The sequence below is a fragment of the Arenimonas sp. genome (genome assembly GCF_044348765.1).
GTDB lineage: Bacteria > Pseudomonadota > Gammaproteobacteria > Xanthomonadales > Xanthomonadaceae > Arenimonas.
Genome location: NZ_JBIKSE010000022.1, coordinates 1 through 20,589, shown reverse-complemented (window position 1 = coordinate 20,589; position 20,589 = coordinate 1). Strand labels below are relative to the sequence as shown.

Genomic DNA, 20,589 nt, shown 5'->3' with positions numbered 1-20,589 from the left:
CCCCCTAAAATCCTTCGACGGCATCGAGCCAGCTGCCCGGTACCCGGGCGAATTTGGCGTTGGCGGGCAGTGTATTCGGGTCGGAGTTGATGGCGGTGTTGTCGTAGATGATGTCGATGGTGCCGGTGATGTCAATATTGCCTTCGACCACCAATGAACCGATGATTTTGGAATTACCCGTCCCCTTGAATTCGGCGGTATTGGTGTTACTGCGCACGAATAGCATGCCGAAGAAATCAGTATTATTGACCTTGGCTTCACCTTCGACCACGACGATGGCCGGATTATTTGGCGAACCGACCTTTGCAGGAAGGTCGCAGGTTCCCTTGATATAGTAAAGACCGGAGGCGGTAGCACCCAGCGTCTTCAACCTGTCGCAGCTGATCACCTGCGCACCCAGTTCTTCTTCCAGAACATAGGATGCACAGTTGCTGATGCCATTGGCGCCGCAGTTGGTTTTTACGATACCCAATCCTTCATCGACAACGATGCCGGTATTGAAAACCCATTCGAATAGCGAATCGTCTGTGGCCACACTCAAATCACTCTTGTTATTGCCATTGCAATCAAGACCCGGAAAGAAAGTGATATCGGCAAGCGCACCATGACCGCCGTCGATATCGAGAATGTCAATTCCTTCTTTTTGGATGCCTTGGGAATGACCGGACAGGAAGTTATTGGTGGAACTACTGATTGCCGGGCAAGCGCAGGCATTGTTGACGTCGACGCAGGTCGTTTTCAGATCCGATGCCGGGGTGTTTTTCAGATACTCCCCGAGATAGCAGGTCGATACGCTACCGACGCCCCCCGAACCCCCTGAAGACGCAGCAATCTCTCTGGTACAGACATAACTCCAGGTCCCAACCGGTGCGTCATTGAAGAAATCGCAGTCACTAAATGAAAAGCCTTGTGCATTTGCAGCATCGATTGCATCCCTTTGATTCGGGAACCCGGAATCGGATATGGTTTCTGTTCGATTAGGCATATTTGTACAGACATTATTGGCAACGCCGTCGAAATCAACATCGTTGGGTGACCAAATTGATACCGGAACACCATAGCCTGCAGCATTGGCATTGGTCACAATCTGCGCATTACCCAATCCCTTCACGAACCCAGAGCCGATGATCGGCACAGAGGAGGACTGGCTGGCCTCGGTATAAGATGCCCAGGTTTCCTTGATGACGGCGGTACTGCCTTCATTGGTAAGGGTGGCCTGGGAGATGAAGGTAATGGCAATACGGTTGCCTTTGGCCGGATTCTGGGCGCAGGCTGGAGTTTGCAAGGAGGAATCGATGCGACAGAGCACGGCCTGCACATTGACCACTGACGGGAAAGCCGAGACGCCACCGACATTGCCGACAGCGCCATATGGCAACAGCGTTGCCGCCAGACTTGCGCCGGTGCCGTCGGTGGTAAAAAACCAGAGCTTGTTTCGGCGCGTGATGTCCGGCTCGGAACGACATGGATGCGGTCGGCCGCCGATGGTGGCGCTGTTACTTACGCCGTTGCAACTGACCCAGCCATGACCGCCGGCAACAGTATCCAGCCAACCGCCTTGCGCATTACTAATAACCAGAGCCCGGTTGGCTTTGATGTATTCACCGGACATATTAATTCCGGTTTCCGCCGCCTGCTCGGCGATGCGTGCGCGGTTTTCATTGAGTGCAGTACGCTGCTCGAAAAAACCAATACTGGTCGAGAATAGAACCACGATGCTGAGAATCAGCAGCAGCATCATGGTGATGGCCAGCGTTGAAATGCCACGCTGGCGACCCGGTCCGGCAAAGGCATTCATCATGTGTATTGTCATTGGTGTCCCCTTCCCTTAGGTTCCAGTCGGTGGCAAAGCGCAGTTCGCGGAGGCTTCCAGACAGTCGGCACGCACTCTTATACTGCTGCTGATGCCGCGGGTGACTGTGCCGTCGGCTGACTGACGAAGCTGGCCCTGCAAACCGACGCCGATCTGACGGATGGTCATGGGAGTGGAGGTGGCCGTAGCGGCCTGCACGATGTAGCCGCTGGTATCTAATGTAAAACTGCTGATATTAATGATCCGCGGATCGGTCAATGCGCACCACCCTGAAGCGGTATTGCACGTTGTCGGATAATTGCTATAGCTCGGCGCGCCGCCGGCACAGGCTGGCGTGAGACCGGGGGCGCTTTCGCCGATTTCAAGCACGCCGACGGTCTGGCCATCGAAGGGATAGAAGGCAAGGCGCAACGCACGAATTTCACCCTGAGCCCGCTCAACGGTGCCTGGAGTTCCACCGGTACGGTCGTAGGCATAAATGACGCAGCCATCATTTTTGACGCCATCGTTATTGACATCATCATCCACAAAAATTCGGGCGAAGGGCGATATCGTCAACGCATTCATAGTCGATGCCGCGGTATAGCGGTTCATGTTCTCGTCGTAACCGGCACGGCGCAGCTCGCGCGAAACGAAATCCATGGTGTTGCGCAGCTCCTGACTCAAGCGGGTGGACTGCACGTATTCGGAGTTGGCGGTCAGGCTGGACAGGGTAAACGCAAGCACGGCCGAAACAACAATCAGACCGATGGCCAAAGAAATCATCAATTCAACCAGACTGAAGCCCTGTGATTGTCGTTGATAGGCGGCCATGGCGTCCTCAGTTGCAGCGTCGGTTGATGTATTGCGGCATATCACTGGCTGCATCTGGCTCGCAGGCCACGGCGCGCCCGAACAGATCGATATTCACTCGCAGGCGGTAGTCGGTGCTGCCGGCAGGACTGGCCAACTCCCAATAACCGGCACTGGTCGGCAGGGCCAGACCGCCACGCTTAGGATCGATGACCACCACCCCATTTTTACTTTTTCCGATCCAGTCGCTAGGCGTTCCTAAATATCGAATCCCCTTCCATTCAGCCTGATCGACTGGATAGCGTCCGACATCACAGAAATTGGCGTTACCGGGATTGGTCTCAAAACAATTGCACTGACTATTATCGGCAGCTGTATTGGTGACCGCCGCGCCCATACAATACTGGGTATTGTTGGTGCTCATCGACACTTTGACCAGAGAATTCCGCTTGAGGGATTCAAAACGGGCATTGGCCCAGAAGCCGATGATTTGATCAGTCGCTCCACGCAAAGCGCTGCGCTGCCGAAATTCATTGAAGGACGGCACGGCTGCCATGAGAATGATCGACAGTAGCGCGATGGTGACCATCAGCTCAATCAGGGTAAACCCCTGGACGCAAGGCTTTTTTTCGGACATGCACGATTCCCCGCTCTAGGCACATCCTACTATGCCTGCTGATACCGAGCATGGCAACGGACAACACGATGAACGGCCGGTTTTTCCGATGAGCGACGCCGTCTGCATTGCATTCAGCGCAGGAAGTTGGCATGCTTATTGCATATCCGGCGGGAGCAGCACATGCGCAACAAAGGTTTTACCCTCATCGAGCTCATGGTTACCCTGGCGATTGTCGGCATTCTGGCCATCATCGCCATTCCCAGCTTCACCGAACAGATCGCCAAAAGCCGGCGCGCGGAAGCCATGCGGGGACTGGGTGATTTGCAGTTACGTCAAGAGCGCTGGCGGGCCAGCAATACCAGCTACGCAACCTATGCCAATCTAGGCAGCCCGACCGTTCCAAACTACACCCTAACCATCACTGATATATCCGCCACCGGCTATAAACTGACGGCAACCCGCTCAAGCGCCCAGTCCGGCGACCGCTGCGGAAACTTTGTACTCACCGTTGCCAGCGGCGTTGCTACCAAATCGCTGTCGGAGGGTAGCAACCCCAGCAACTGCAACTGGCCTTAACGGACCACTTTATAGCAGGGCTGATAGACCCCGGAAATTTTCATCCGGCGTTGCTCGACGAAGGATTCCAGCAATTCATCCATGGCCTGCATGATGTCGGCATCGCCGGAAATCGTGAACGGTCCATTCTGCTCGATGGCGTGCATGGCCGGCTCCTTGACATTGCCGGCCACGATGCCGGAAAAGGCCCGGCGCAGATTGGCGGCCAATTCGTGCAGCGGCTGATTGCGGTGCAATTTCAACGCCGCCATGGCCTCGTGGGTCGGCTGAAACGGCTTCTGGAAATCCAGGGGAACATTGAGCGACCAGTTGAAGAAGAAGGAATCTTTTTCCTTGATGCGCTGCTCGCGTACCCTATGGATACCGCGGCTCATCAGTTTGCCGACGCGCTCGGCATCGTCGACCACAATGGAGTAATGCGCGGCTGCAGGCTCGCCGAGGGTCAGCTTGATGAAGCGGTCGATGTGCTCGAAATAGGCCGCAGACGCACGTGGCCCGGTCAACACCAAGGGCATGCAGATATCACTGTTATCGGGATGCAGCAGCAGACCAAGTAGATACAGGATTTCCTCTGCAGTACCCACCCCGCCCGGGAAGGCGATGATGCCATGTCCCAAGCGCACAAAAGCCTCCAGGCGCTTTTCGATATCCGGCATGATCACCAGCTCGTTGACGATCGGATTCGGTGACTCGGCGGCGATGATGCCCGGCTCGGTGATACCGATATAGCGGTTGTGGATACGGCGCTGCTTGGCATGCGCGATGGTGGCGCCTTTCATCGGTCCTTTCATGGCGCCGGGGCCGCAGCCGGTACAGATATCAAGCGCACGCAGGCCCAGCTCGTAGCCGACTTTCTTGGTGTACATGTATTCTTCGCGGCCGATGGAGTGACCGCCCCAGCACACCACCAAATTCGGATCGGTGTTCGGATGCAGCACCGAGGCGTTGCGCAGGATCTCGAACACGGCACTGGTGATTCCGGCATTGGTTTCCAGATTGAACTTGCCGCTGGTGCGGATTTCACTCGAGGTGTAGGCGATGTCGCGTACCACGGTGAACAGCAGATCGGCGACGCCGCGGATCAGAGTGCCATCAACAAACGCGGTGGCCGGGGCATTTTGTAAATCGAGGCGGATGCCGCGATCGAGCTGCAGGACCTCGATGTCGAAATCCGGATAACGGACCTGGGCCGCGCGCGGATCATCCGATTCGGTGCCGGTGGTCAGCACCGCCAGAGCACACCGGCGCAGGGTTTCATGTAAACCGCCTTGACTGATGTCGCGCAGCCGGGTCAGCTCTTCACGCGAGAGCACGTCCATGCCGGAGGGTGAATCGTTGTAGCGACGGTGTGGCGGGAAAATCTGGGTGCTGATGGTGGGGCTTTCTTTGTTCATTGCGTTCAATTGTGGTGTGATGGGTTCAGGATAAGGCTTTGCGGTGCATTAGGCAAAAAAAACCGGCCTTGCGGCCGGTTTTTCAGAGTGACGCTCGATCAGAATTCGTACTTGAGGGTGACTTGCGCCGCCCACTGCGATTCGCCGGAGTTCTGGCGGGTGACGAAATCCTCGACAGTACCGTTGACGCCATAGATGTAACGGCCGCTGGCATCCAGACCCATGTAGTCTACGAAGCTGCGCGACAGACCACCGGCGGAGCTGAACGCGATTTCGTCGATGCGACCCCAATCCTTGTTCAGCAGGTTACCGAAGTTCAGGATGTCGAAAATCAGCGTGGCCTTGTTGCCCTTGAAGAAGCCCGGCAGTTCCTGGCTGATACGGACGTCGAAGGTATTGGTCCACGGCGCGAACGAGGAGTTGCGGTCAACCGCACTACCAGCGAATTGATCAAGACCCTGCGCTTGCACGATGGACCAGAAGGTGGCCTCGGCCTGGGCAGCGGTCACGGTGCCCGGTCCTTTGAACACCACCTCACCCGAACCCGCAGCGGTCGGGATGTACATCAAGTCGTTGGCGTTGCCGTCACCGTTCAAGTCGTTGTTGAAGATCCAGCTGTACGGCTTACCTTTGCGGCCTTCATAGAACACGCCGAAACGGGTCGCGTAGTCGCTGAAGAAGTTATGCTTCCAGTTCAGCGAACCGGTGAAGCGGTCCTTGACCAGATAGGCCGAGTTGGCGGCCACTTCTTCGTTGGCGTTGAAGATGGAGACCGAGTTCCAGTTGGAGTTGGACACCGACGAGGTCAGCGGGCTGACTTCGGTGGCGTTGGTGGTGGTAAAGCCCAGGCTCCAGTCCAGCTCTTCGAAAGCACGGCCCGAGAAGGCCACGGTAAAGGCACCGCCGCCGCCTTTGCCGGTGCGCTCAGCCAAGAGCACGTTATTGAATCGAGTATTGCTCAGGGCGCGGGTACGCGATTGACCCGACGGGGCGCCGCAGGCACCACTGGTACTGGTCACCAGCGCACCGGAGCTGCTGTAGCTATAGCAGCTGGCACTGAAGCCGACCGGATGGTAGAACAAGTCGCGGCCATCTTTGCCCTGACGGGTCGCTTGACCCAGATTCAGGTGCTTGTAGTAAATGCCGTCTTCCACGATGGTACGCACGTATTCCAGCGACATGACCACGCCGGCGGTCAGTTCTTTCTCGAAAGCCAGATTGGCTTTCCAGACCGAGGGCTGCTCCAAATCGGCCGAAAGGAAGTCGACGTTCGGGGCCGGTGGTGAACCCGCAATTCCCGGCTGGCTGTCCGGATTCGGGCTGAAGAAACCATTGTTACGCGGGCAGGCCGAAGAACCGGTACCCGAGCAGCTGATGATGCCGGTGGTGATGCCGGTATTGGAGTACGGGTTGGACAGCCAGACGTTGGCGGCGGCACCTTCGAACAGACCAAAACCGCCGCGGACCTGCATCGGTTTTTCGCTGTCAAAGGTGTAGTTGAAGCCCACACGCGGCTGGAACAGGCTGTTGCCGTCCAGGGTATTGGTATTGTCGTAACCGAAACCGCCGGTGGCGCGGGTGGTGGTGCCCGTACCCGGAGTGGTCTGACCGGTGACAAAGCCGTTCACGGCAGCAGCTGCCGCGGCGGCGTTGAATTCCGGGCTGACGCCCATGGATTTACGGTCGATACGCACGCCGTAGGTCAGGGTCAGATTGGTATTGACCGCCCAGGTGTCCTGAAGGAACAGGCCGAGGTTCTGGTAATCCCAGTTGGCGACACCGTCATTCAAATCATAGCCGTTGATGCCAACCTGCACGGCGTAGCTGCCCGGACGGCCGCGGCTGAAGTTTTCCAACATGGCAGCGGTGTACTGGGCGCGGGTCAGCGTACTGCAGCTGAAGTTGCCCAGACCGGTCAGGGTCGAGTCGGTATACACGACCGTGCTGCTGGCATTGATACAGTCAAAGGTGTAGTTGCCGCGGGTATCCTGCAGGAACGCGTTGTAGACGCTGTTGTCGTCGTAATCGAAGCCAAACTTCAGTTCATGGTCACCCAGGAACCAGTTGGCACCGCCGTAGTAGTTCCAGGTTTCGGTCGCCAGGTCGTTGAAGTGACGGCTGCGTTCGGTACCGGCCAGCAGGCCGGCGGAGGTGGCGGTCACGCCCGGCACGGCGCCCGCAAAGTTCAGGCGGATCTGCGGCAGATTGGAGTTATTGACCGGTTCACTGGCGTAGTCGCGGTAGGACACCTTGAATTCGGTCGAGAAGTTTTCGCTCCAGTCGGAGAAGAACTGACCGACCCAGGTTTCAATGCTCTTGGCCTGAGTGTACCAATGTGAGTCCAGCGACATCGCCTGACTGCCACTGGTGAAGTTGCTTGGGTAGATTGGCTCGTCCTGCTCGGTTTTGCTCCAACGCAGGCTGGCGCGGTGATTGTCACCGATGTTGGCATCCAACTTGATCAGGGCATCCTTGACCTTCAGCTCCGCGGCGGCGGCTTCAGGGCTGCCGAGATCGAAGCCCCAGACGTTTTTGGCGACGTTTTGGGCAGCGGTGATATCGGCATTGGTGATCGGCACATTGAAACGGTCGCTGCCGGCCGGGCCGGCGGCCGGGCCGCCGCGGGTGCTGGCCAGCTCTTCATAGGCCGCGAAGAAGAACAGATTGTCCTTGATGATCGGACCGCCCAAGGTGAAACCGATGGTTTCTTCGGTGAAATCCGGCGCATCGGAATAGGAATCGGTGCTGCGGGTATAGCGGTCACCGACCATGGAATCCGAACGGTACACATAGGACAACGAACCGTGGAAGTCGTTGGTACCGGACTTGGTCACCGCATTGATGTTGGCGCCGGTATAACCCTTTTGGGTCACATCGTAGTTCGAGATATTGATCTGTACCGATTCGATGGCATCGATCGAAATCGGCTGCTTGGCGGTCGGCAGATTGTTGGATTCCAGACCGAAAGTGTCATTGGTGGCGACGGAGTCGATGGTGATCGAGTTGAAGCGCGAGTTCTGACCGCCGACCGAGATTTCACCGCGCTCTTTGTCGGTTTGCGACAGGCGCGGATCAAGGCGTGCGTAATCCTGCAGGTTGCGTTGAATCGAAGCGAAGGACTTCAGTTGTTCCGAACTGATGTTGGTGCCGGCACCCATGTTGGTGGCGCTGAACACTTCCGAGCCTGCGGCAACGCCGGTGACGGTCACCGAATCCAGGACTTTCTGGCCCAGCGAGGCGTCCAAGGATTTGGTTTCAGCAAGCTGCAGATACACGTTGTCGCGGGTTTCGGTCACGCCGCCTTTGGTGATGGTCACCGTGTACGGACCGCCGACGCGCAAACCACGCGACGAGTAACGACCCTCAGCATCAGTGACGGCCGAGCTCACGGAACCGGATTGGTTGTGCTTGATCGACACGCTGGCGCCGGCGACCGGTTTGCCGTCGTTGCTGGTGATACGGCCGCCGATGGCAGATGTTGTGTTTTGTGCCATGACAGGAGCAGTCAGAGCGACCGCAAGTGCCATGGAAAGCTGCGAAACCCGGATGCGTTTGCTTGATTTCATGATGAGTTGACCTGTTGTGAGGTTGAGGAGTAAACGGTGACCGCCTGAAAAGGTATAGCCCTGCTGAACTACGCCAGAATTTTACCACCGAATGTTAATTTTATGTATGTTTCATGACAGAAATATGACTCAGGCCGGGGTATTCAGGTAGCTCTGAATGCCGTCCATCAGCATCTGTACCGAAATCGCCACCAGTAGCATGCCCATCAGGCGTTCCAGGGCGACCAGAACGCGGGTCCCGAGGACTTTATAGAGGTAGGTGGAGGAAAACAGGATGACCGCAGTCCCGAACCAAGCGATGGCCAGAGCCATGGTCCAATCCCCCATCCGGCTGGGGTCCTGGCTGCCGAACAGCATCACGGCGGCCATCCCGGAGGGGCCGGCCACCAATGGAATGGCCATCGGCACGATGAAGGGCTCGCCGACCTCACCGTCCCCGAATATGCCCTCCGGGCTGGGGAAGATCATTTTTAGGCCGATCAGAAACAGGATGATGCCGCCTGCGATGGATACGGACTCCTGACGCAGATGCATGGCTTCCAACACATACTTGCCGCCCCAGAGAAAGCCGAGCAGCACGAAAAAGGCAATCAGCAACTCGCGGATCAGCACAATGCGCTGACGTTTCTTCGATAAGGGCTTGAGCAGGCTCAGAAAAACCGGGATATTACCCAAGGGGTCCATGATCAGGAACAGCAGAAGCGCGGCAGAAACCATTTCCATGATTAGCTCCAGCTCGGCCGCAGTATCCGGCCACGATGCGCGGCCCCTTCGGCGGATAAAAGATAAACACAGGCCGGGGCGTACACGCCGGGCTCGGGACACCCGGTGGCGGCCTCTTCGACATAGGCACGGGCACGGATGCTGGTACGCATCGGCCCGGGTTGCAGGGCGCTAACCCGAACTGGACTGCCATCGGTTTCATCATGCAATAGGCTCACCAAACCTTCCAAGCCGGCCTTGGCGATACCATAGGCGCCCCAATAAGCTGTATTGACGCGTTCTCGGTTCTCGGTGATGAACACCACGGCAGCGTCTTCAGCACGGCGCAAGGCCGGCAAGCAGGCCTGGGTCAAGAGCCATGGGGCGGTCAGGTTGACATGGATCTGGGTGACGAACTCTTCCGGATCGGTGGTTTCCAGTGGGCGCAGGCCGGAAAAGTCGGCGGCGCAATGCAGAATGCCATTCAGGCCGCCGAGTTCGGCACAGATTTTGTCCGCCATGGCCTCATAATCGGCCGGATCGGCACCGCGCATATCCAAGGGATACAGGGCCGGCTCGGGGCCAAGTTTGCCGATGGCATCATAAACGCGGTTGAGTTTGGGGATTTTTTTTCCGAGCAGCACCACCGTAGCACCGGCCACGGCGGCGGCCTTGGCCGCCGCTTCGCCCAGACCGCCATAGGCACCGGTGACCAGAATGACCCGGCCGACCAGACTGTTCGGCACCGGCACCGGCAATGCCATCATGCAGCTTTCTGGGCCTCGGCAACCATGGTGGCCAGATCGCCGCTTTCGTAAAGCTCCATGGTGATGTCGCAGCCACCGACCAGTTCACCGTTGATGAACAACTGCGGGAACGTCGGCCAATCGGAATAGCGCGGCAGATTGGCGCGGATTTCCGGTTCTTCCAGGACATTGACCGTATGCATCTGGGCACCGACGGCTTTCAGTGCCTGCACGGTGCGCGAGGAGAAACCGCACATGGGAAACTGCGGCGTGCCTTTCATGAACAGCACAATCGGCGCGCTGGTGATTTCGGCTTTGATACGGTCGTTGATCGGACTATTCGACATTTGACGCTCCAGACGGATTTGGGGAAACACATCACTTTCACTTCCAAGGTAGAATTATAAAGCTTATTCCCCCCTTACGCCCGCCGGAGATTTGCCCCATGGCCATCGATTTGCCTGCCCTGCCCTATGACCGCACCGCACTGGAACCGCATATTTCCGCGGAAACCATTGACTATCACTATTCCAAGCACCACCAGACTTATGTCACCAATCTGAATAATCTAATTGCCGGGACCGAGTTCGAAAGCGCCGATCTGGAAACCATCGTGCGCAAATCGCAGGGCGGCCTGTTCAACAATGCCGCGCAGGTCTGGAACCACACCTTCTACTGGAACTGCCTGAAGCCCAATGGCGGGGGCGCCCCCACCGGCAAACTGGCCGAAGCCATCGACAGCACTTTCGGCAGTTTCGAGGCCTTCAAAGCCGAATTCAGCAAAACCGCCCTCGGCACCTTCGGCTCCGGTTGGGCCTGGCTGGTGCAGCGCGCCGACGGTAGTCTGGCCCTGGTCAGCACGTCCAATGCCGCCACCCCGCTGACTGGCACTGATAAGCCCTTGCTGACCTGCGATGTCTGGGAACACGCCTACTACGTGGACTACCGAAACGCCCGTCCGAAATACGTGGAAGCGTTCTGGAGTCTGGTGAACTGGGATTTCGTATCGGCGCAGATGGCCTGAGTCTTCCCGTTCCGACATAAAAAACGCGCCTTCGGGCGCGTTTTTCTTTGGCTTTGCCTGCCCCGATCAACGCAACCTGGCGAGCACCTGTGCTACCTGTGACTGACGGTCGAGTTGCGTGCCGACACGATCCAGCGTTTGAGCCAGAGCGCCGAAAGTTTCTTCGCGTAGCGTGGCATGACCGACTTTGCGGCCGGCGCGCGGCGACTTGCCGTAATCATGCCAATGGCCGCCAGCCTCCTGCAACACCGGCCCGGCTTCCGGCAGGTTGCCGATCCAGTTCAACATGCAGCTGACGCCGAGCGAGCGGGTACTGCCAAGCGGCAGACCGAGCACCGCCCGCAGATGATTCTGGAACTGCGAGGTTTCCGCACCCTCGATGGTCCAGTGGCCAGAGTTGTGCACGCGCGGCGCCATTTCATTGACCATCAGGCGGCCTTGGCACAGGAATAATTCCAGCGCGAACACGCCGACATAATCCAGCGCCTCCGCCACTTGGCGGGCATAGGCAATGGCTTCTGCGGCGAAGGCGGCGGTGTCGGTGGCCGGCGCCAGGCTGGCCGACAGCACACCCTGCTCATGCCAGTTTTCGGTCAAAGCCCAATGGCGGAATTCGCCATCGCGGCCGCGCACCGCCACCACCGAAATCTCGCGCTCGAATGGCACGAAGGCCTCGAGAATCAAGCCGACGGTGAGTGTCTGCGCGCCCAGTGCGGCCCAGGCGCTTGCGATATCGGCTTCGGTCTTGATGCGGTACTGGCCCTTGCCGTCATAACCGAGACGGCGGGTTTTAAGAATGCAGGGCATGCCGATTGCCGCAATGGCGGTCTGCAGATCTCCGAAACAGGTGATGTCGTGGAATTCGGGAACACCGATGCCGAGTTCACGGAATAGTTTTTTTTCGGCGAGCCGATCCTGCGAAACCGCCAATGCATTCGGATTCGGAAATACCGCGACTTTGGCGCTCAGCCAGTGCGCACTTTCGGCCGGTACGTTCTCGAAATCAAAGGTGGCGACATCGACCTTTGCGGCGAACTCGGCAAGAATGTTTTCATCGCGGTAATCACCGACCAGCATCGGCGCGAACTGTCCGGCGCAGGCATCGGCGACATTATCGAGCAGCAGGAAACGAAGACCCAGCGGCGCACCGGAAATGGCCATCATTCGGGCCAATTGCCCGCCGCCGAGAATACCGACTGTGGTCATCGGCGCGGATCGTCGGCGGCCATCACCGCTTCAGTCTGCGCGCGGCGGAACGCGTCCAGTTTGGCTGCGATTTCTGGAAATTCGTGGGCCAACAGGGCAGCGGCGAACAGTCCGGCATTGGCGGCACCGGCGTTGCCGATGGCGAAAGTCGCGACCGGAATGCCGGCGGGCATCTGTGCGATCGACAACAAGGAATCCATGCCGCTCAGGGCTTTGCTCTGCACCGGCACGCCCAGAACCGGCACGGCGGTTTTGGCGGCCAACATGCCCGGCAGATGCGCTGCGCCACCCGCGCCGGCAATGATGATCCTTAGACCACGCGCGGCAGCCTGTTCGGCATAGCTGAAAAGCACATCGGGGGTGCGATGCGCGGACACCACCCGCACTTCGTGCGGGATGCCGAAGGTTTCAAGGTGCTTGACCGCATGCTGCATGGTCTCCCAATCGCTGCGGGACCCCATGACGACGCCGACCAGTACCGGATTTGAATCAGCCATAGCGCTAACCCCATCTAAAGGCGTATTCTATGCGGATATCGGTAAAAACTCCACGGTCATGGACAAAAAACTGCTCGACATTCTGTGCTGCCCGGCCAGTAAACAATCTCTGCTGCTGCTGTCCTCGGACCAGCTCGATCGCATGAATGCGGCCATCAGCGCCGGAACGGCCTTGCAGCTGGACGGCCAACCGGTCCACACAGCTCTGAAGCAAGCGCTGATCACGCGCGACGGCAAACTGCTGTACCGCATCGATGACGGCATCCCGGTGCTATTGGCCGAGGAAGCCATCGCCACGACCTCCATCGACGGCCTCACCGTCTGATCATGGCGTTGCCGCAAGCGCCGGACAGTTCTGTTATTGCTGCCGATGCCGCACGCAGTCTGGCCGAGGACATCCGGACCGGCGATGTCACCGCCGCCCTGCTGGAAGATGATCTGGAGTCCGCTTACGTCATTGCCAAGGAAGCGGCAGTCATCTGTGGCCGGCCCTGGTTCGACGCCTGTTTCCGCCAGCTCGATCCCGACATCCGCATCGATTGGCTGGTGCATGAGGGACAGGCCATCAGCGCCGGCACGGTGCTGGTGCGCTTCCGCGGCAAGGTGCGCGCATTGGTCGGCGCCGAACGCAGCGCGCTGAACTTCCTGCAAACGCTGTCGGCTACCGCCACCCAGACCGCAGCCTTCGCACAGGCACTGGCCGGCAGCCGGACGCGCGTGCTGGATACCCGTAAAACCTTGCCGGGCCTGCGTCTGGCCCAGAAATACGCCGTATGCGTCGGTGGCGGCCTGAATCACCGCATGGGCCTGTACGATGCGGTCATGCTCAAGGAAAACCATGTCATCGCCGAAGGCTCGATTACCGCCGCCGTTAAAAAAGCACGCAGCGTGTATCCGGACATTCCGGTCATCGTGGAGGTCGAAAATCTCACGGAGCTGCAGCAAGCGCTGGATACCGACTGCACCCGGATTTTGATCGACGACTTCAGCGATGACGATATGTTCGCCGCGGTACGCATCGCCGATGGCCGCAAACCCCTGGAAGTCTCGGGCAGCGTGAGCATGGAACGCCTGAAGGTGATCCGCGCATCCGGTGTCGATTTCATTTCGGTGGGTGCGATCACCAAGAATATCCGCGCCATCGATTTTTCGATGCGCTTGGGCGATCCGCCATGACCGCGATTATCCTAATGCTACTGGCGTTTCCGGTCGTGCTGTTTTGGTCATCCGGGCGGGCGGCGGCAGAACAGGCCGCACATTTTGGGCGGCAGCTGTGCATGCGCGCCGGCGTGCAATGGCTCGACCAGAGCGTGCATCAGATCAAACTCGGCATCCAGCGCGATGATCATGGCCGTTTGCGCTGGAAGCGGATCTTCCACTACGAATATTCACATGACGGGCATGACCGCTATGCCGCCAGCATCACCTTGGTCGGCGGCCGTGCGGTGTCATGGGTCGAGCCGGTGGCGAAATCGTCGGATCCCTTTACTTGACGATACGCAGATGGCCGCCCTTGCCGGGAGCCGGTGGTTTCGGTGGATCTTCCGGACCGCGATCAGCCGCATCGGTTTCCGCATTGAGCTCGTAGGCTTCCAGGGCTTCGTCTTGTCCTGCGCCTTCATCGGCCGGCAGCATCATGCCCTGCCCGGTTTCCTGGGCGTAAATGGCCAATACCGCAGCCATCGGCACATACAGAAACTGGCTGATCCCGGAAAACCGGGCTTTGAAGCTGAGCGCTTCATTGCCAAGCTCGAGCGACTCCACCGCGCGCATGGCGATGTTCAGCACCACTCTGCCGTCCTTGACCGTCGAGGCCGGCACCATCACATCCGGCTGGGTGGCATCGACCAGGATGTAGGGGGTCAGATTGTTATCGTTGATCCACTCGTAAAGCGCCCGCAACAAATAGGGCCGGTTCGAGGTCATGGCAGCGGGTCCAGACATCAACTCAAGGCGAGATCGCGCAGGACCTTCTCTTCGGGGGTCATGCTGCGCATGAAGGCGGGATTGCGGAAAATCCGCAGGCCGTAATCCTCGACGCACTTGGCATCTTTTGGCAGCTGGATGCCGAGCGCCGGCAAACGCCAGATGATGGGGGTAATCGCGCAGTCAACCAGACTCATTTCATTGCCGAAGAAGAACTTGTTGCTTTTGAAGAACGGCAGCGACTCCAGAATCAGTTCTTTCAGACGTTTGCGGGCAGCGTCCACGCTTTTGCCGCCGGCCATGATGAGCTGTACCTGCGGCACCCAGTCCTGTTCGACCTGACGCACGGCAATGCGGTGCATAGCGCGGAAAATCGGCTCGGCCGGCATCAAGGCCGGGTGCGGATAGCGCTCGTCGAGATATTCGGAAATCACGTTGGAGATGTAGATGGCGTTGTCGCGCTCGACCAGAGTCGGTACCGAATGGTAATGCGGTGCCAGCATCAGCAGATCTTCCGGCGGGTTGGAAGTATCGACCGAAATCAGATCATAGGTGATGCCTTTGGCGGCCATGACCATCCGGACCTTATGGCAGACCACGCAATTCTTGGCCGAATAAAGGGTTAAGGTATTGCGCGAACGAGGGGTTGTGGCCATTCCTTGTACCTATCATGTCAAAAGTTGAGCGGCTGTTTTTCTGATTTATGCCACTTTCCTTAACATGGCGAATTTCGCCGATTTTTGCAAGCCTTTCATGAAAAAAGGCCGCAAAGCGGCCTTTTTTACCAACTAAATCATAAATTTAGTGGACATCACGCCAGTATTCCTGTTTCAGGAAATAAGCCAACAGAGTAAACAGGGCCAGGAACAAGACCACCCAGACGCCGATGGCCTCGCGCTTGCTGGCCGACGGCTCACCGACATAAGCCAGGAATGCCGTCAGATCGCGGGCGACCTGATCGTATTCTTCCGGGCTCAAGCTGCCTTTCTTGTGTTCAGGAACGCTGTAGCCGGTGATGCACTGGCCGAAGGCTTCACCTTTCGGGCAATGACCGCCTTCAATCTTGGGCTCGGTCAGCACATCTTGGCTGCCCTGCAGCTCCCAAAGCACATGGGGCATGGACGCACCCGGGAACACCGCATTATTCCAACCCATGGGTCGCGATTCGTCGACATAGAAGGTCTTCATATAGTTGTAGACCCAGTCAGCACCTTCGGCTTTGCGGCGTGCAATCAAGCTTAGGTCCGGTGGGGCCTTGCCGAACCAGGCCTCGGCTTGTTTCGGATCCATACCGGTGTTCATGGCTTCACCGAACTTGGCATCGGTGAACATCAGGTTCTGGGTCACTTCCGCTTCGCTCAGGCCGAGATCTTCGGCCATGCGCGAGTAGCGCATGTAGCCGAGCGAATGGCAGGCCGAGCAGTAACTCATGTACAAGGCCGCACCACGTTGCAGCGAGCCTTTGTTGCCCAGATCGACCTGAGCCGATTCCATCTCGATACTGGCACCGGCGGCCGAGACATTGCCGGCGACAAATGCCGCAGCGGCGACGAGGGCACGGAAAACAGTGGCGGTCTTAGTCATGATCGGGCACCCGGGCTGGCACTTCTTTGGTCTGGCCCATGGCCGACCAAATTGGCATGGTTAAAAAGAATCCGAAATAGAACACGGTCAGGATACGTGCGGCCCAGGTCTGTGCCGGGCTGCCGGTCTGCATTCCCAGATAGGCCAGCACCACGAAAGCGATGACGAACAGGGTAATCAGCACCTTGTGCAGGGTTGGACGGTAGCGGATGGACTTGACCTTGCAGCGGTCGAACCAGGGCAGACCGAACAGAATCAGCACCGCGCCACCCATGGTGATCACGCCGAACAGCTTGTCGGGTACGGCACGCAGCATCGCGTAGAACGGGGTGAAATACCAGACCGGCTTGATGTGCGCCGGGGTCACCAGAGGATCGGCTGGAATGAAGTTGTCGTATTCCAGAAACAGACCCCCGAAGGTCGGCGCAAAGAACAGAATGAAGGCGGCGATGGTTAGGAAGAAACCGATACCGAACAAATCCTTGACGGTGTAGTACGGGTGGAACGGAATGCCGTCTTTCGGCTTGCCGGTTTCATCCTTTATCTTCTTGATATCGACCCCTTCCGGATTGTTCGAGCCGACTTCGTGCAGGGCGCCCAGATGCAGCACCACCAGAAGCAGAATGACCAGCGGCAGCGCAATCACGTGCAGAGCAAAGAAGCGGTTCAGGGTGGCGTCGGAAACGAGATAGTCACCGCGGATCCACTCCGTCAGTTCCGGTCCGATGACCGGCACCGCACCAAATAAATTGATGATCACCTGCGCACCCCAGTAGGACATCTGGCCCCATGGCAGCACGTAACCGAGGAAGGCTTCAGCCATCAAGGTCAGGAAGATCAGCATGCCGAGGATCCAGACCAATTCACGCGGCTTCTGGTAGGAACCGTAGATCAGACCGCGGAACATATGCAGATACACGACTACGAAGAACAGCGAAGCGCCGGTGGAGTGCATGTAGCGAATCAACCAGCCGCCTTCGACATCGCGCATGATGTATTCGACCGAGGCGAAGGCTTCGGCCGCGCTCGGCTTGAAGTTCATGGTCAGGAAAATGCCGGTGACAATCTGGTTGACCAGAACCAGCATGGCCAGCGAACCGAAGTAATAGAACAGATTGAAGTTCTTCGGCGCGTAATATTCCGACATGTGCTTTTTGTAAGCCGGAATCAGACCCGGAGTGCGCTCATTGAACCACGCAGTAACACCGGAGACGGTACGTTTGATGACGCTCATCAGACGGCTCCTTCAGGGGCGACGCCGATCACGACGGTATTTTCATCCGAGTAATGATACGGCGGGATCTCAAGATTCGACGGGGCAGGAACACCCTGGTAGACACGGCCGGCCAAATCAAAGCGGGACTGGTGGCAGGGACAGTAGAAACCGCCTTTCCACTCGGCGTCAAACGGTTGCGGCAGCATTTCCGGCACATAGCTCGGCGAACACCCCAGGTGGGTACATAGACCGACGATGACCGCGATGTTTTCCTTGCCCTTGATGGTACGGGCCTCGTTCTTGGCGAAGGCCGGGGTCTGGTCGATATTGTCCGATTTCGGATCACGCAGATTGCCATCGAGGGTTTTCAGAGCGGCCAGCTGCTCGGGGCTGCGCTTGAACACCCAGACCGGCTTGCCACGCCATTGCTGGATGATGCGCATGCCTGGCTCGTTATCAATCTTGCTGATGTTGACGATCACCGGGGCGCCGGCGGTTTGGGCACGAGCCGAGGGCTTGAAGGAGGTAACAAATGGCACGGCGGCAAAGCCGGCACCGATGGCGCCCACCACGGCCGTGGTGGTGGTCAGGAAACGGCGACGGCCGGTATTGACTTCGTGGTTAGCCATTCGGCTCTCCAAATCAGTGAAATGAAAGGAACTGGCCCGGAGCGCTCCGGACTTATCGACATATTGTAATAGATTAAGCCCCTGTTCAACAACGTCTGAACGGGCTCAGCCGGATTTCAGGACTTTCCGGTAACGCTCGGCCAGCTGACCGACCCGGACCACATAATTCCGTGTTTCTTTATACGGAGGCACGCCTTTGAATCGATCAACGGCACCTTCACCGGCGTTATACGCGGCGGCGGCCAGGGTCAGGTCGTTTTGATAACGTTTAAGTAAAAAGGCGAGATATTGCACGCCGCCCTCGATGTTCTGCACCGGATCGAAAGCATCGCGGACGCCGAAACGCTTGGCCGTAGCTGGAATCAACTGCATGAGGCCTTGAGCATTCTTGGGCGACACCACATGCGGACGGTAGGCCGATTCCGCATGGATGATGGCGCGCACGATCGCCTCCTCGACGCCGTAACGCAGGCTGGCGGCTTTGATTTCATCGGCATAGGCCTGGGTATTGAGTCGGACATTGCCGAAGTTGACCGTTGTCCCCGGACCGCAGGCATAGCAACCGGCAATCAAAAAGATCGGGTATTCGGTCCGCTTGACCTGGACATTGGCCACCCCTTTTGGACGGGTGCCGGCAAAATGCTTGACGCCGTCAGCATCGATCCAGACATAAGACGTGGAATAGCCCATGCGCAGGAATTTGGCTTCCCCGTCTGCTTTGGCCGCCACCGTCTGCGCGCCGGCCTCCCCGCTTGCAGACTTCGGCGCCGTGAACGAAGTGTTCCCGGGATTGTAGCTCACCGTTTTGCAACTGGCTCCGGGAATTTTCTTCTGTACGAATTGCGGAATGCCATCCGGGCCCTCGCAGCGGTAAATCTCACCGGCCTGGATCACCGGAGAGAAAATCAACAACAGCAAGACCATCCGACACAGTGAAATAATCACGCTTCCCCTGAAAAATGCGATTAGCCTTGTGAATTTAACACAGCATGGCTCAAAGATTCACCCGCCGCCGGCCGCATCAGCCATCTCTTGCTACAATGGGCGCCCCTCCCGACCGGAATAAGCGCCATGACCGGGAAATACCCCGCCAAAAAACTGTACATCAAAACCCATGGCTGCCAGATGAACGAGTACGACTCGGACAAGATGGCGGATGTGCTCAATGCCGGCCATGGCCTGGAGCTGACCCAGGATGAAAACGAAGCCGATGTCATTCTCATCAACACCTGCTCGATCCGTGAAAAAGCCCAGGAGAAGGTTTTTTCCCAGCTCGGCCGCTGGCGCGAACTGAAAGCCCGCAACCCGGACCTGCTGATCGGCGTCGGCGGCTGCGTGGCCTCGCAGGAAGGCGAAGCCATTCTTAAGCGCGCACCGTATGTCGATCTGGTGTTCGGTCCGCAGACCCTGCACCGCCTGCCGGAAATGATCGATGCCAAACGCGGCAGCGGGAAACCGCAGGTCGATATCAGCTTCCCGGAAATCGAGAAATTCGATCATCTGCCCAAACCGCGGGCGGAAGGCCCGACCGCCTTCGTATCAATCATGGAAGGCTGCTCGAAGTACTGCAGCTTCTGCGTGGTGCCCTATACCCGCGGCGAAGAGGTTTCACGACCATTCGATGATGTACTGCTTGAAGTCATGCAGTTGGCGCAACAGGGGGTGCGTGAAGTCAACCTGCTTGGCCAGAACGTCAATGCCTATCGCGGCGCCATCGAGGGCAGCGATGAAACCGCGGATCTGGCGATGCTGATCCGTGCCATCGCGCAGATCGAGGCCATCGGACGGATCCGCTATACGACCTCGCATCCACTGGAATTTTCGGATGCGCTGATCGAGGCGCACCGCGATGTCGACAAACTGGCGGCTTATTTGCATCTGCCGGTGCAGTCGGGTTCCGATCGGATTTTGAGCGCGATGAAGCGCAACCATACCGCGCTCGAGTACAAAGCGAAAATCCGGAAACTGAAAGCGGCCAAACCGGGCATCGCCATCAGCTCCGATTTCATCGTCGGCTTTCCCGGCGAGACCGAGCGCGATTTCGAGGCCACCATGAAACTCATTTCCGATATCGGCTTCGATCAAAGCTTTTCTTTCATTTATTCCAAACGACCGGGTACGCCGGCGGCCAATCTGCCGGATGAAGTGTCGGAATCGGTCAAGAGCGAACGCCTGCGCCGCTTGCAGGATGCCATTAACAAGAACGCCTATGCCATTTCCGAGGCGATGGTCGGCAGCGTGCAACGGGTCTTGGTGGAGCGGCCGAGTACGCGCAATGCCGATGAATTGACCGGACGCA

At 58.0% G+C, this 20,589-nt stretch carries 21 protein-coding genes and 1 pseudogene; 6 read left to right on the top strand and 16 right to left on the bottom strand.

Annotated features, from left to right (window positions below):
• Nucleotides 1-4 precede the first annotated feature (4 nt).
• The 3 genes from ACIQ0Q_RS05210 to ACIQ0Q_RS05200 are packed head-to-tail and all read right to left on the bottom strand — an operon-like array spanning nucleotide 5 to nucleotide 3,242.
• Nucleotides 5-1,813, bottom strand: coding sequence for a PilX N-terminal domain-containing pilus assembly protein (locus tag ACIQ0Q_RS05210; protein ID WP_395771891.1), 1,809 nt, complete (start codon nucleotides 1,811-1,813; stop codon nucleotides 5-7).
• Nucleotides 1,814-1,828: 15 nt separating this feature from the next.
• Nucleotides 1,829-2,626, bottom strand: coding sequence for a PilW family protein (locus tag ACIQ0Q_RS05205; RefSeq protein ID WP_395771890.1), 798 nt, complete (start codon nucleotides 2,624-2,626; stop codon nucleotides 1,829-1,831).
• Between the two features lie 7 nt (nucleotides 2,627-2,633).
• Nucleotides 2,634-3,242 carry a Tfp pilus assembly protein FimT/FimU gene (locus tag ACIQ0Q_RS05200; protein ID WP_395771889.1) on the bottom strand — a complete coding sequence of 203 codons (609 nt, stop codon included), beginning with the start codon at nucleotides 3,240-3,242 and terminating at the stop codon, nucleotides 2,634-2,636.
• Between the two features lie 162 nt (nucleotides 3,243-3,404).
• Here ACIQ0Q_RS05200 and ACIQ0Q_RS05195 point away from each other — a divergent pair, with 162 nt between their 5' ends.
• The gene (locus ACIQ0Q_RS05195; protein WP_395771888.1) at nucleotides 3,405-3,800 is read left to right on the top strand and encodes a type IV pilin protein; all 396 of its coding nucleotides are present in this window, start codon (nucleotides 3,405-3,407) and stop codon (nucleotides 3,798-3,800) included.
• On the opposite strand, the pseudogene ppnN reads toward ACIQ0Q_RS05195, so the two are convergent.
• The 5 genes and pseudogenes from ppnN to grxD form a co-directional block, all read right to left on the bottom strand.
• Nucleotides 3,797-5,122 (bottom strand): annotated as a pseudogene (ppnN, locus tag ACIQ0Q_RS05190) (nucleotide 5'-monophosphate nucleosidase PpnN); the annotation flags it as partial. The gene ACIQ0Q_RS05195 and the pseudogene ppnN overlap by 4 nt on opposite strands.
• Before the next feature lie 170 nt (nucleotides 5,123-5,292).
• Complete coding sequence (locus ACIQ0Q_RS05185) at nucleotides 5,293-8,760, bottom strand: carboxypeptidase regulatory-like domain-containing protein (RefSeq protein WP_395771887.1); 3,468 nt, start codon at nucleotides 8,758-8,760, stop codon at nucleotides 5,293-5,295.
• A gap of 129 nt (nucleotides 8,761-8,889) precedes the next feature.
• Nucleotides 8,890-9,483 carry a YhgN family NAAT transporter gene (locus ACIQ0Q_RS05180; RefSeq protein ID WP_395771886.1) on the bottom strand — a complete coding sequence of 198 codons (594 nt, stop codon included), beginning with the start codon at nucleotides 9,481-9,483 and terminating at the stop codon, nucleotides 8,890-8,892.
• Nucleotides 9,484-9,485: 2 nt separating this feature from the next.
• The gene (locus ACIQ0Q_RS05175; RefSeq protein WP_395771885.1) at nucleotides 9,486-10,229 is read right to left on the bottom strand and encodes an SDR family NAD(P)-dependent oxidoreductase; all 744 of its coding nucleotides are present in this window, start codon (nucleotides 10,227-10,229) and stop codon (nucleotides 9,486-9,488) included.
• Nucleotides 10,226-10,555, bottom strand: coding sequence for a Grx4 family monothiol glutaredoxin (gene grxD, locus ACIQ0Q_RS05170; RefSeq protein WP_395771884.1), 330 nt, complete (start codon nucleotides 10,553-10,555; stop codon nucleotides 10,226-10,228). The genes ACIQ0Q_RS05175 and grxD overlap by 4 nt, the downstream gene beginning before the upstream one ends.
• Nucleotides 10,556-10,653: 98 nt before the next feature.
• On the opposite strand from grxD, the gene ACIQ0Q_RS05165 reads away from it, so the two are divergent.
• Nucleotides 10,654-11,232 (top strand): superoxide dismutase, encoded by a 579-nt coding sequence (locus tag ACIQ0Q_RS05165; protein WP_395771883.1) that lies wholly within the window; start codon nucleotides 10,654-10,656, stop codon nucleotides 11,230-11,232.
• 66 nt (nucleotides 11,233-11,298) lie between these two features.
• On the opposite strand, the gene ACIQ0Q_RS05160 is transcribed toward ACIQ0Q_RS05165, so the two are convergent.
• Both ACIQ0Q_RS05160 and purE read right to left on the bottom strand, forming a co-directional pair.
• On the bottom strand, nucleotides 11,299-12,438 hold the full coding sequence (locus ACIQ0Q_RS05160) for a 5-(carboxyamino)imidazole ribonucleotide synthase (RefSeq protein WP_395771882.1): 1,140 nt from the start codon (nucleotides 12,436-12,438) through the stop codon (nucleotides 11,299-11,301).
• Nucleotides 12,435-12,935, bottom strand: coding sequence for a 5-(carboxyamino)imidazole ribonucleotide mutase (purE, locus tag ACIQ0Q_RS05155; protein ID WP_395771881.1), 501 nt, complete (start codon nucleotides 12,933-12,935; stop codon nucleotides 12,435-12,437). The genes ACIQ0Q_RS05160 and purE overlap by 4 nt, the downstream gene beginning before the upstream one ends.
• Before the next feature lie 58 nt (nucleotides 12,936-12,993).
• Here purE and ACIQ0Q_RS05150 point away from each other — a divergent pair, with 58 nt between their 5' ends.
• From ACIQ0Q_RS05150 to ACIQ0Q_RS05140, 3 genes are read left to right on the top strand one after another with little or no spacing between them, the layout of a single operon-like run.
• The gene (locus ACIQ0Q_RS05150; RefSeq protein WP_395771880.1) at nucleotides 12,994-13,260 is read left to right on the top strand and encodes a Trm112 family protein; all 267 of its coding nucleotides are present in this window, start codon (nucleotides 12,994-12,996) and stop codon (nucleotides 13,258-13,260) included.
• A gap of 2 nt (nucleotides 13,261-13,262) precedes the next feature.
• Nucleotides 13,263-14,111 (top strand): carboxylating nicotinate-nucleotide diphosphorylase, encoded by an 849-nt coding sequence (gene nadC, locus ACIQ0Q_RS05145; RefSeq protein WP_395771879.1) that lies wholly within the window; start codon nucleotides 13,263-13,265, stop codon nucleotides 14,109-14,111.
• Nucleotides 14,108-14,428 carry a DUF3301 domain-containing protein gene (locus tag ACIQ0Q_RS05140; protein ID WP_395771878.1) on the top strand — a complete coding sequence of 107 codons (321 nt, stop codon included), beginning with the start codon at nucleotides 14,108-14,110 and terminating at the stop codon, nucleotides 14,426-14,428. The genes nadC and ACIQ0Q_RS05140 overlap by 4 nt, the downstream gene beginning before the upstream one ends.
• On the opposite strand, the gene ACIQ0Q_RS05135 is transcribed toward ACIQ0Q_RS05140, so the two are convergent.
• From ACIQ0Q_RS05135 to ACIQ0Q_RS05110, 6 genes are all read right to left on the bottom strand, one after another.
• Nucleotides 14,421-14,861: a ClpXP protease specificity-enhancing factor gene (locus tag ACIQ0Q_RS05135; RefSeq protein ID WP_395771877.1), complete on the bottom strand. Its 441-nt coding sequence runs from the start codon at nucleotides 14,859-14,861 to the stop codon at nucleotides 14,421-14,423. The genes ACIQ0Q_RS05140 and ACIQ0Q_RS05135 overlap by 8 nt on opposite strands.
• Before the next feature lie 17 nt (nucleotides 14,862-14,878).
• Nucleotides 14,879-15,517, bottom strand: coding sequence for a glutathione S-transferase N-terminal domain-containing protein (locus ACIQ0Q_RS05130; RefSeq protein WP_395771876.1), 639 nt, complete (start codon nucleotides 15,515-15,517; stop codon nucleotides 14,879-14,881).
• A gap of 145 nt (nucleotides 15,518-15,662) precedes the next feature.
• A complete protein-coding gene (locus ACIQ0Q_RS05125) occupies nucleotides 15,663-16,445 on the bottom strand; it encodes a cytochrome c1 (RefSeq protein WP_395771875.1) in 783 nt (260 codons plus the stop codon).
• A complete protein-coding gene (locus ACIQ0Q_RS05120; protein WP_395771874.1) occupies nucleotides 16,438-17,679 on the bottom strand; it encodes a cytochrome bc complex cytochrome b subunit in 1,242 nt (413 codons plus the stop codon). The genes ACIQ0Q_RS05125 and ACIQ0Q_RS05120 overlap by 8 nt, the downstream gene beginning before the upstream one ends.
• Complete coding sequence (gene petA / locus ACIQ0Q_RS05115; RefSeq protein WP_395771873.1) at nucleotides 17,679-18,290, bottom strand: ubiquinol-cytochrome c reductase iron-sulfur subunit; 612 nt, start codon at nucleotides 18,288-18,290, stop codon at nucleotides 17,679-17,681. Before petA ends, ACIQ0Q_RS05120 begins: the two co-directional genes overlap by 1 nt.
• A 105-nt stretch (nucleotides 18,291-18,395) precedes the next feature.
• Nucleotides 18,396-19,214 (bottom strand): lytic transglycosylase domain-containing protein, encoded by an 819-nt coding sequence (locus ACIQ0Q_RS05110; protein WP_395771898.1) that lies wholly within the window; start codon nucleotides 19,212-19,214, stop codon nucleotides 18,396-18,398.
• 147 nt (nucleotides 19,215-19,361) lie between these two features.
• On the opposite strand from ACIQ0Q_RS05110, the gene miaB reads away from it, so the two are divergent.
• Nucleotides 19,362-20,589: tRNA (N6-isopentenyl adenosine(37)-C2)-methylthiotransferase MiaB (gene miaB / locus ACIQ0Q_RS05105; RefSeq protein ID WP_395771872.1), on the top strand; the 1,228-nt coding region annotated here is incomplete at its 3' end.

Coding starts and splice junctions, on each gene's coding strand:
- ACIQ0Q_RS05135 (WP_395771877.1), bottom strand. CDS start 14,861: ATGACCTCGAACCGGCCCTATTTGTTGCGGGCGCTTTACGAGTGGATC.
- ACIQ0Q_RS05125 (WP_395771875.1), bottom strand. CDS start 16,445: ATGACTAAGACCGCCACTGTTTTCCGTGCCCTCGTCGCCGCTGCGGCA.
- ACIQ0Q_RS05210 (WP_395771891.1), bottom strand. CDS start 1,813: ATGACAATACACATGATGAATGCCTTTGCCGGACCGGGTCGCCAGCGT.
- nadC (WP_395771879.1), top strand. CDS start 13,263: ATGGCGTTGCCGCAAGCGCCGGACAGTTCTGTTATTGCTGCCGATGCC.
- ACIQ0Q_RS05165 (WP_395771883.1), top strand. CDS start 10,654: ATGGCCATCGATTTGCCTGCCCTGCCCTATGACCGCACCGCACTGGAA.
- ACIQ0Q_RS05140 (WP_395771878.1), top strand. CDS start 14,108: ATGACCGCGATTATCCTAATGCTACTGGCGTTTCCGGTCGTGCTGTTT.
- grxD (WP_395771884.1), bottom strand. CDS start 10,555: ATGTCGAATAGTCCGATCAACGACCGTATCAAAGCCGAAATCACCAGC.
- ACIQ0Q_RS05120 (WP_395771874.1), bottom strand. CDS start 17,679: ATGAGCGTCATCAAACGTACCGTCTCCGGTGTTACTGCGTGGTTCAAT.
- ACIQ0Q_RS05130 (WP_395771876.1), bottom strand. CDS start 15,517: ATGGCCACAACCCCTCGTTCGCGCAATACCTTAACCCTTTATTCGGCC.
- petA (WP_395771873.1), bottom strand. CDS start 18,290: ATGGCTAACCACGAAGTCAATACCGGCCGTCGCCGTTTCCTGACCACC.
- ACIQ0Q_RS05150 (WP_395771880.1), top strand. CDS start 12,994: ATGGACAAAAAACTGCTCGACATTCTGTGCTGCCCGGCCAGTAAACAA.
- purE (WP_395771881.1), bottom strand. CDS start 12,935: ATGGCTGATTCAAATCCGGTACTGGTCGGCGTCGTCATGGGGTCCCGC.
- ACIQ0Q_RS05205 (WP_395771890.1), bottom strand. CDS start 2,626: ATGGCCGCCTATCAACGACAATCACAGGGCTTCAGTCTGGTTGAATTG.
- ACIQ0Q_RS05200 (WP_395771889.1), bottom strand. CDS start 3,242: ATGTCCGAAAAAAAGCCTTGCGTCCAGGGGTTTACCCTGATTGAGCTG.
- ACIQ0Q_RS05160 (WP_395771882.1), bottom strand. CDS start 12,438: ATGACCACAGTCGGTATTCTCGGCGGCGGGCAATTGGCCCGAATGATG.
- ACIQ0Q_RS05180 (WP_395771886.1), bottom strand. CDS start 9,483: ATGGAAATGGTTTCTGCCGCGCTTCTGCTGTTCCTGATCATGGACCCC.
- ACIQ0Q_RS05185 (WP_395771887.1), bottom strand. CDS start 8,760: ATGAAATCAAGCAAACGCATCCGGGTTTCGCAGCTTTCCATGGCACTT.
- ACIQ0Q_RS05195 (WP_395771888.1), top strand. CDS start 3,405: ATGCGCAACAAAGGTTTTACCCTCATCGAGCTCATGGTTACCCTGGCG.
- ACIQ0Q_RS05175 (WP_395771885.1), bottom strand. CDS start 10,229: ATGATGGCATTGCCGGTGCCGGTGCCGAACAGTCTGGTCGGCCGGGTC.
- ACIQ0Q_RS05110 (WP_395771898.1), bottom strand. CDS start 19,214: ATGGTCTTGCTGTTGTTGATTTTCTCTCCGGTGATCCAGGCCGGTGAG.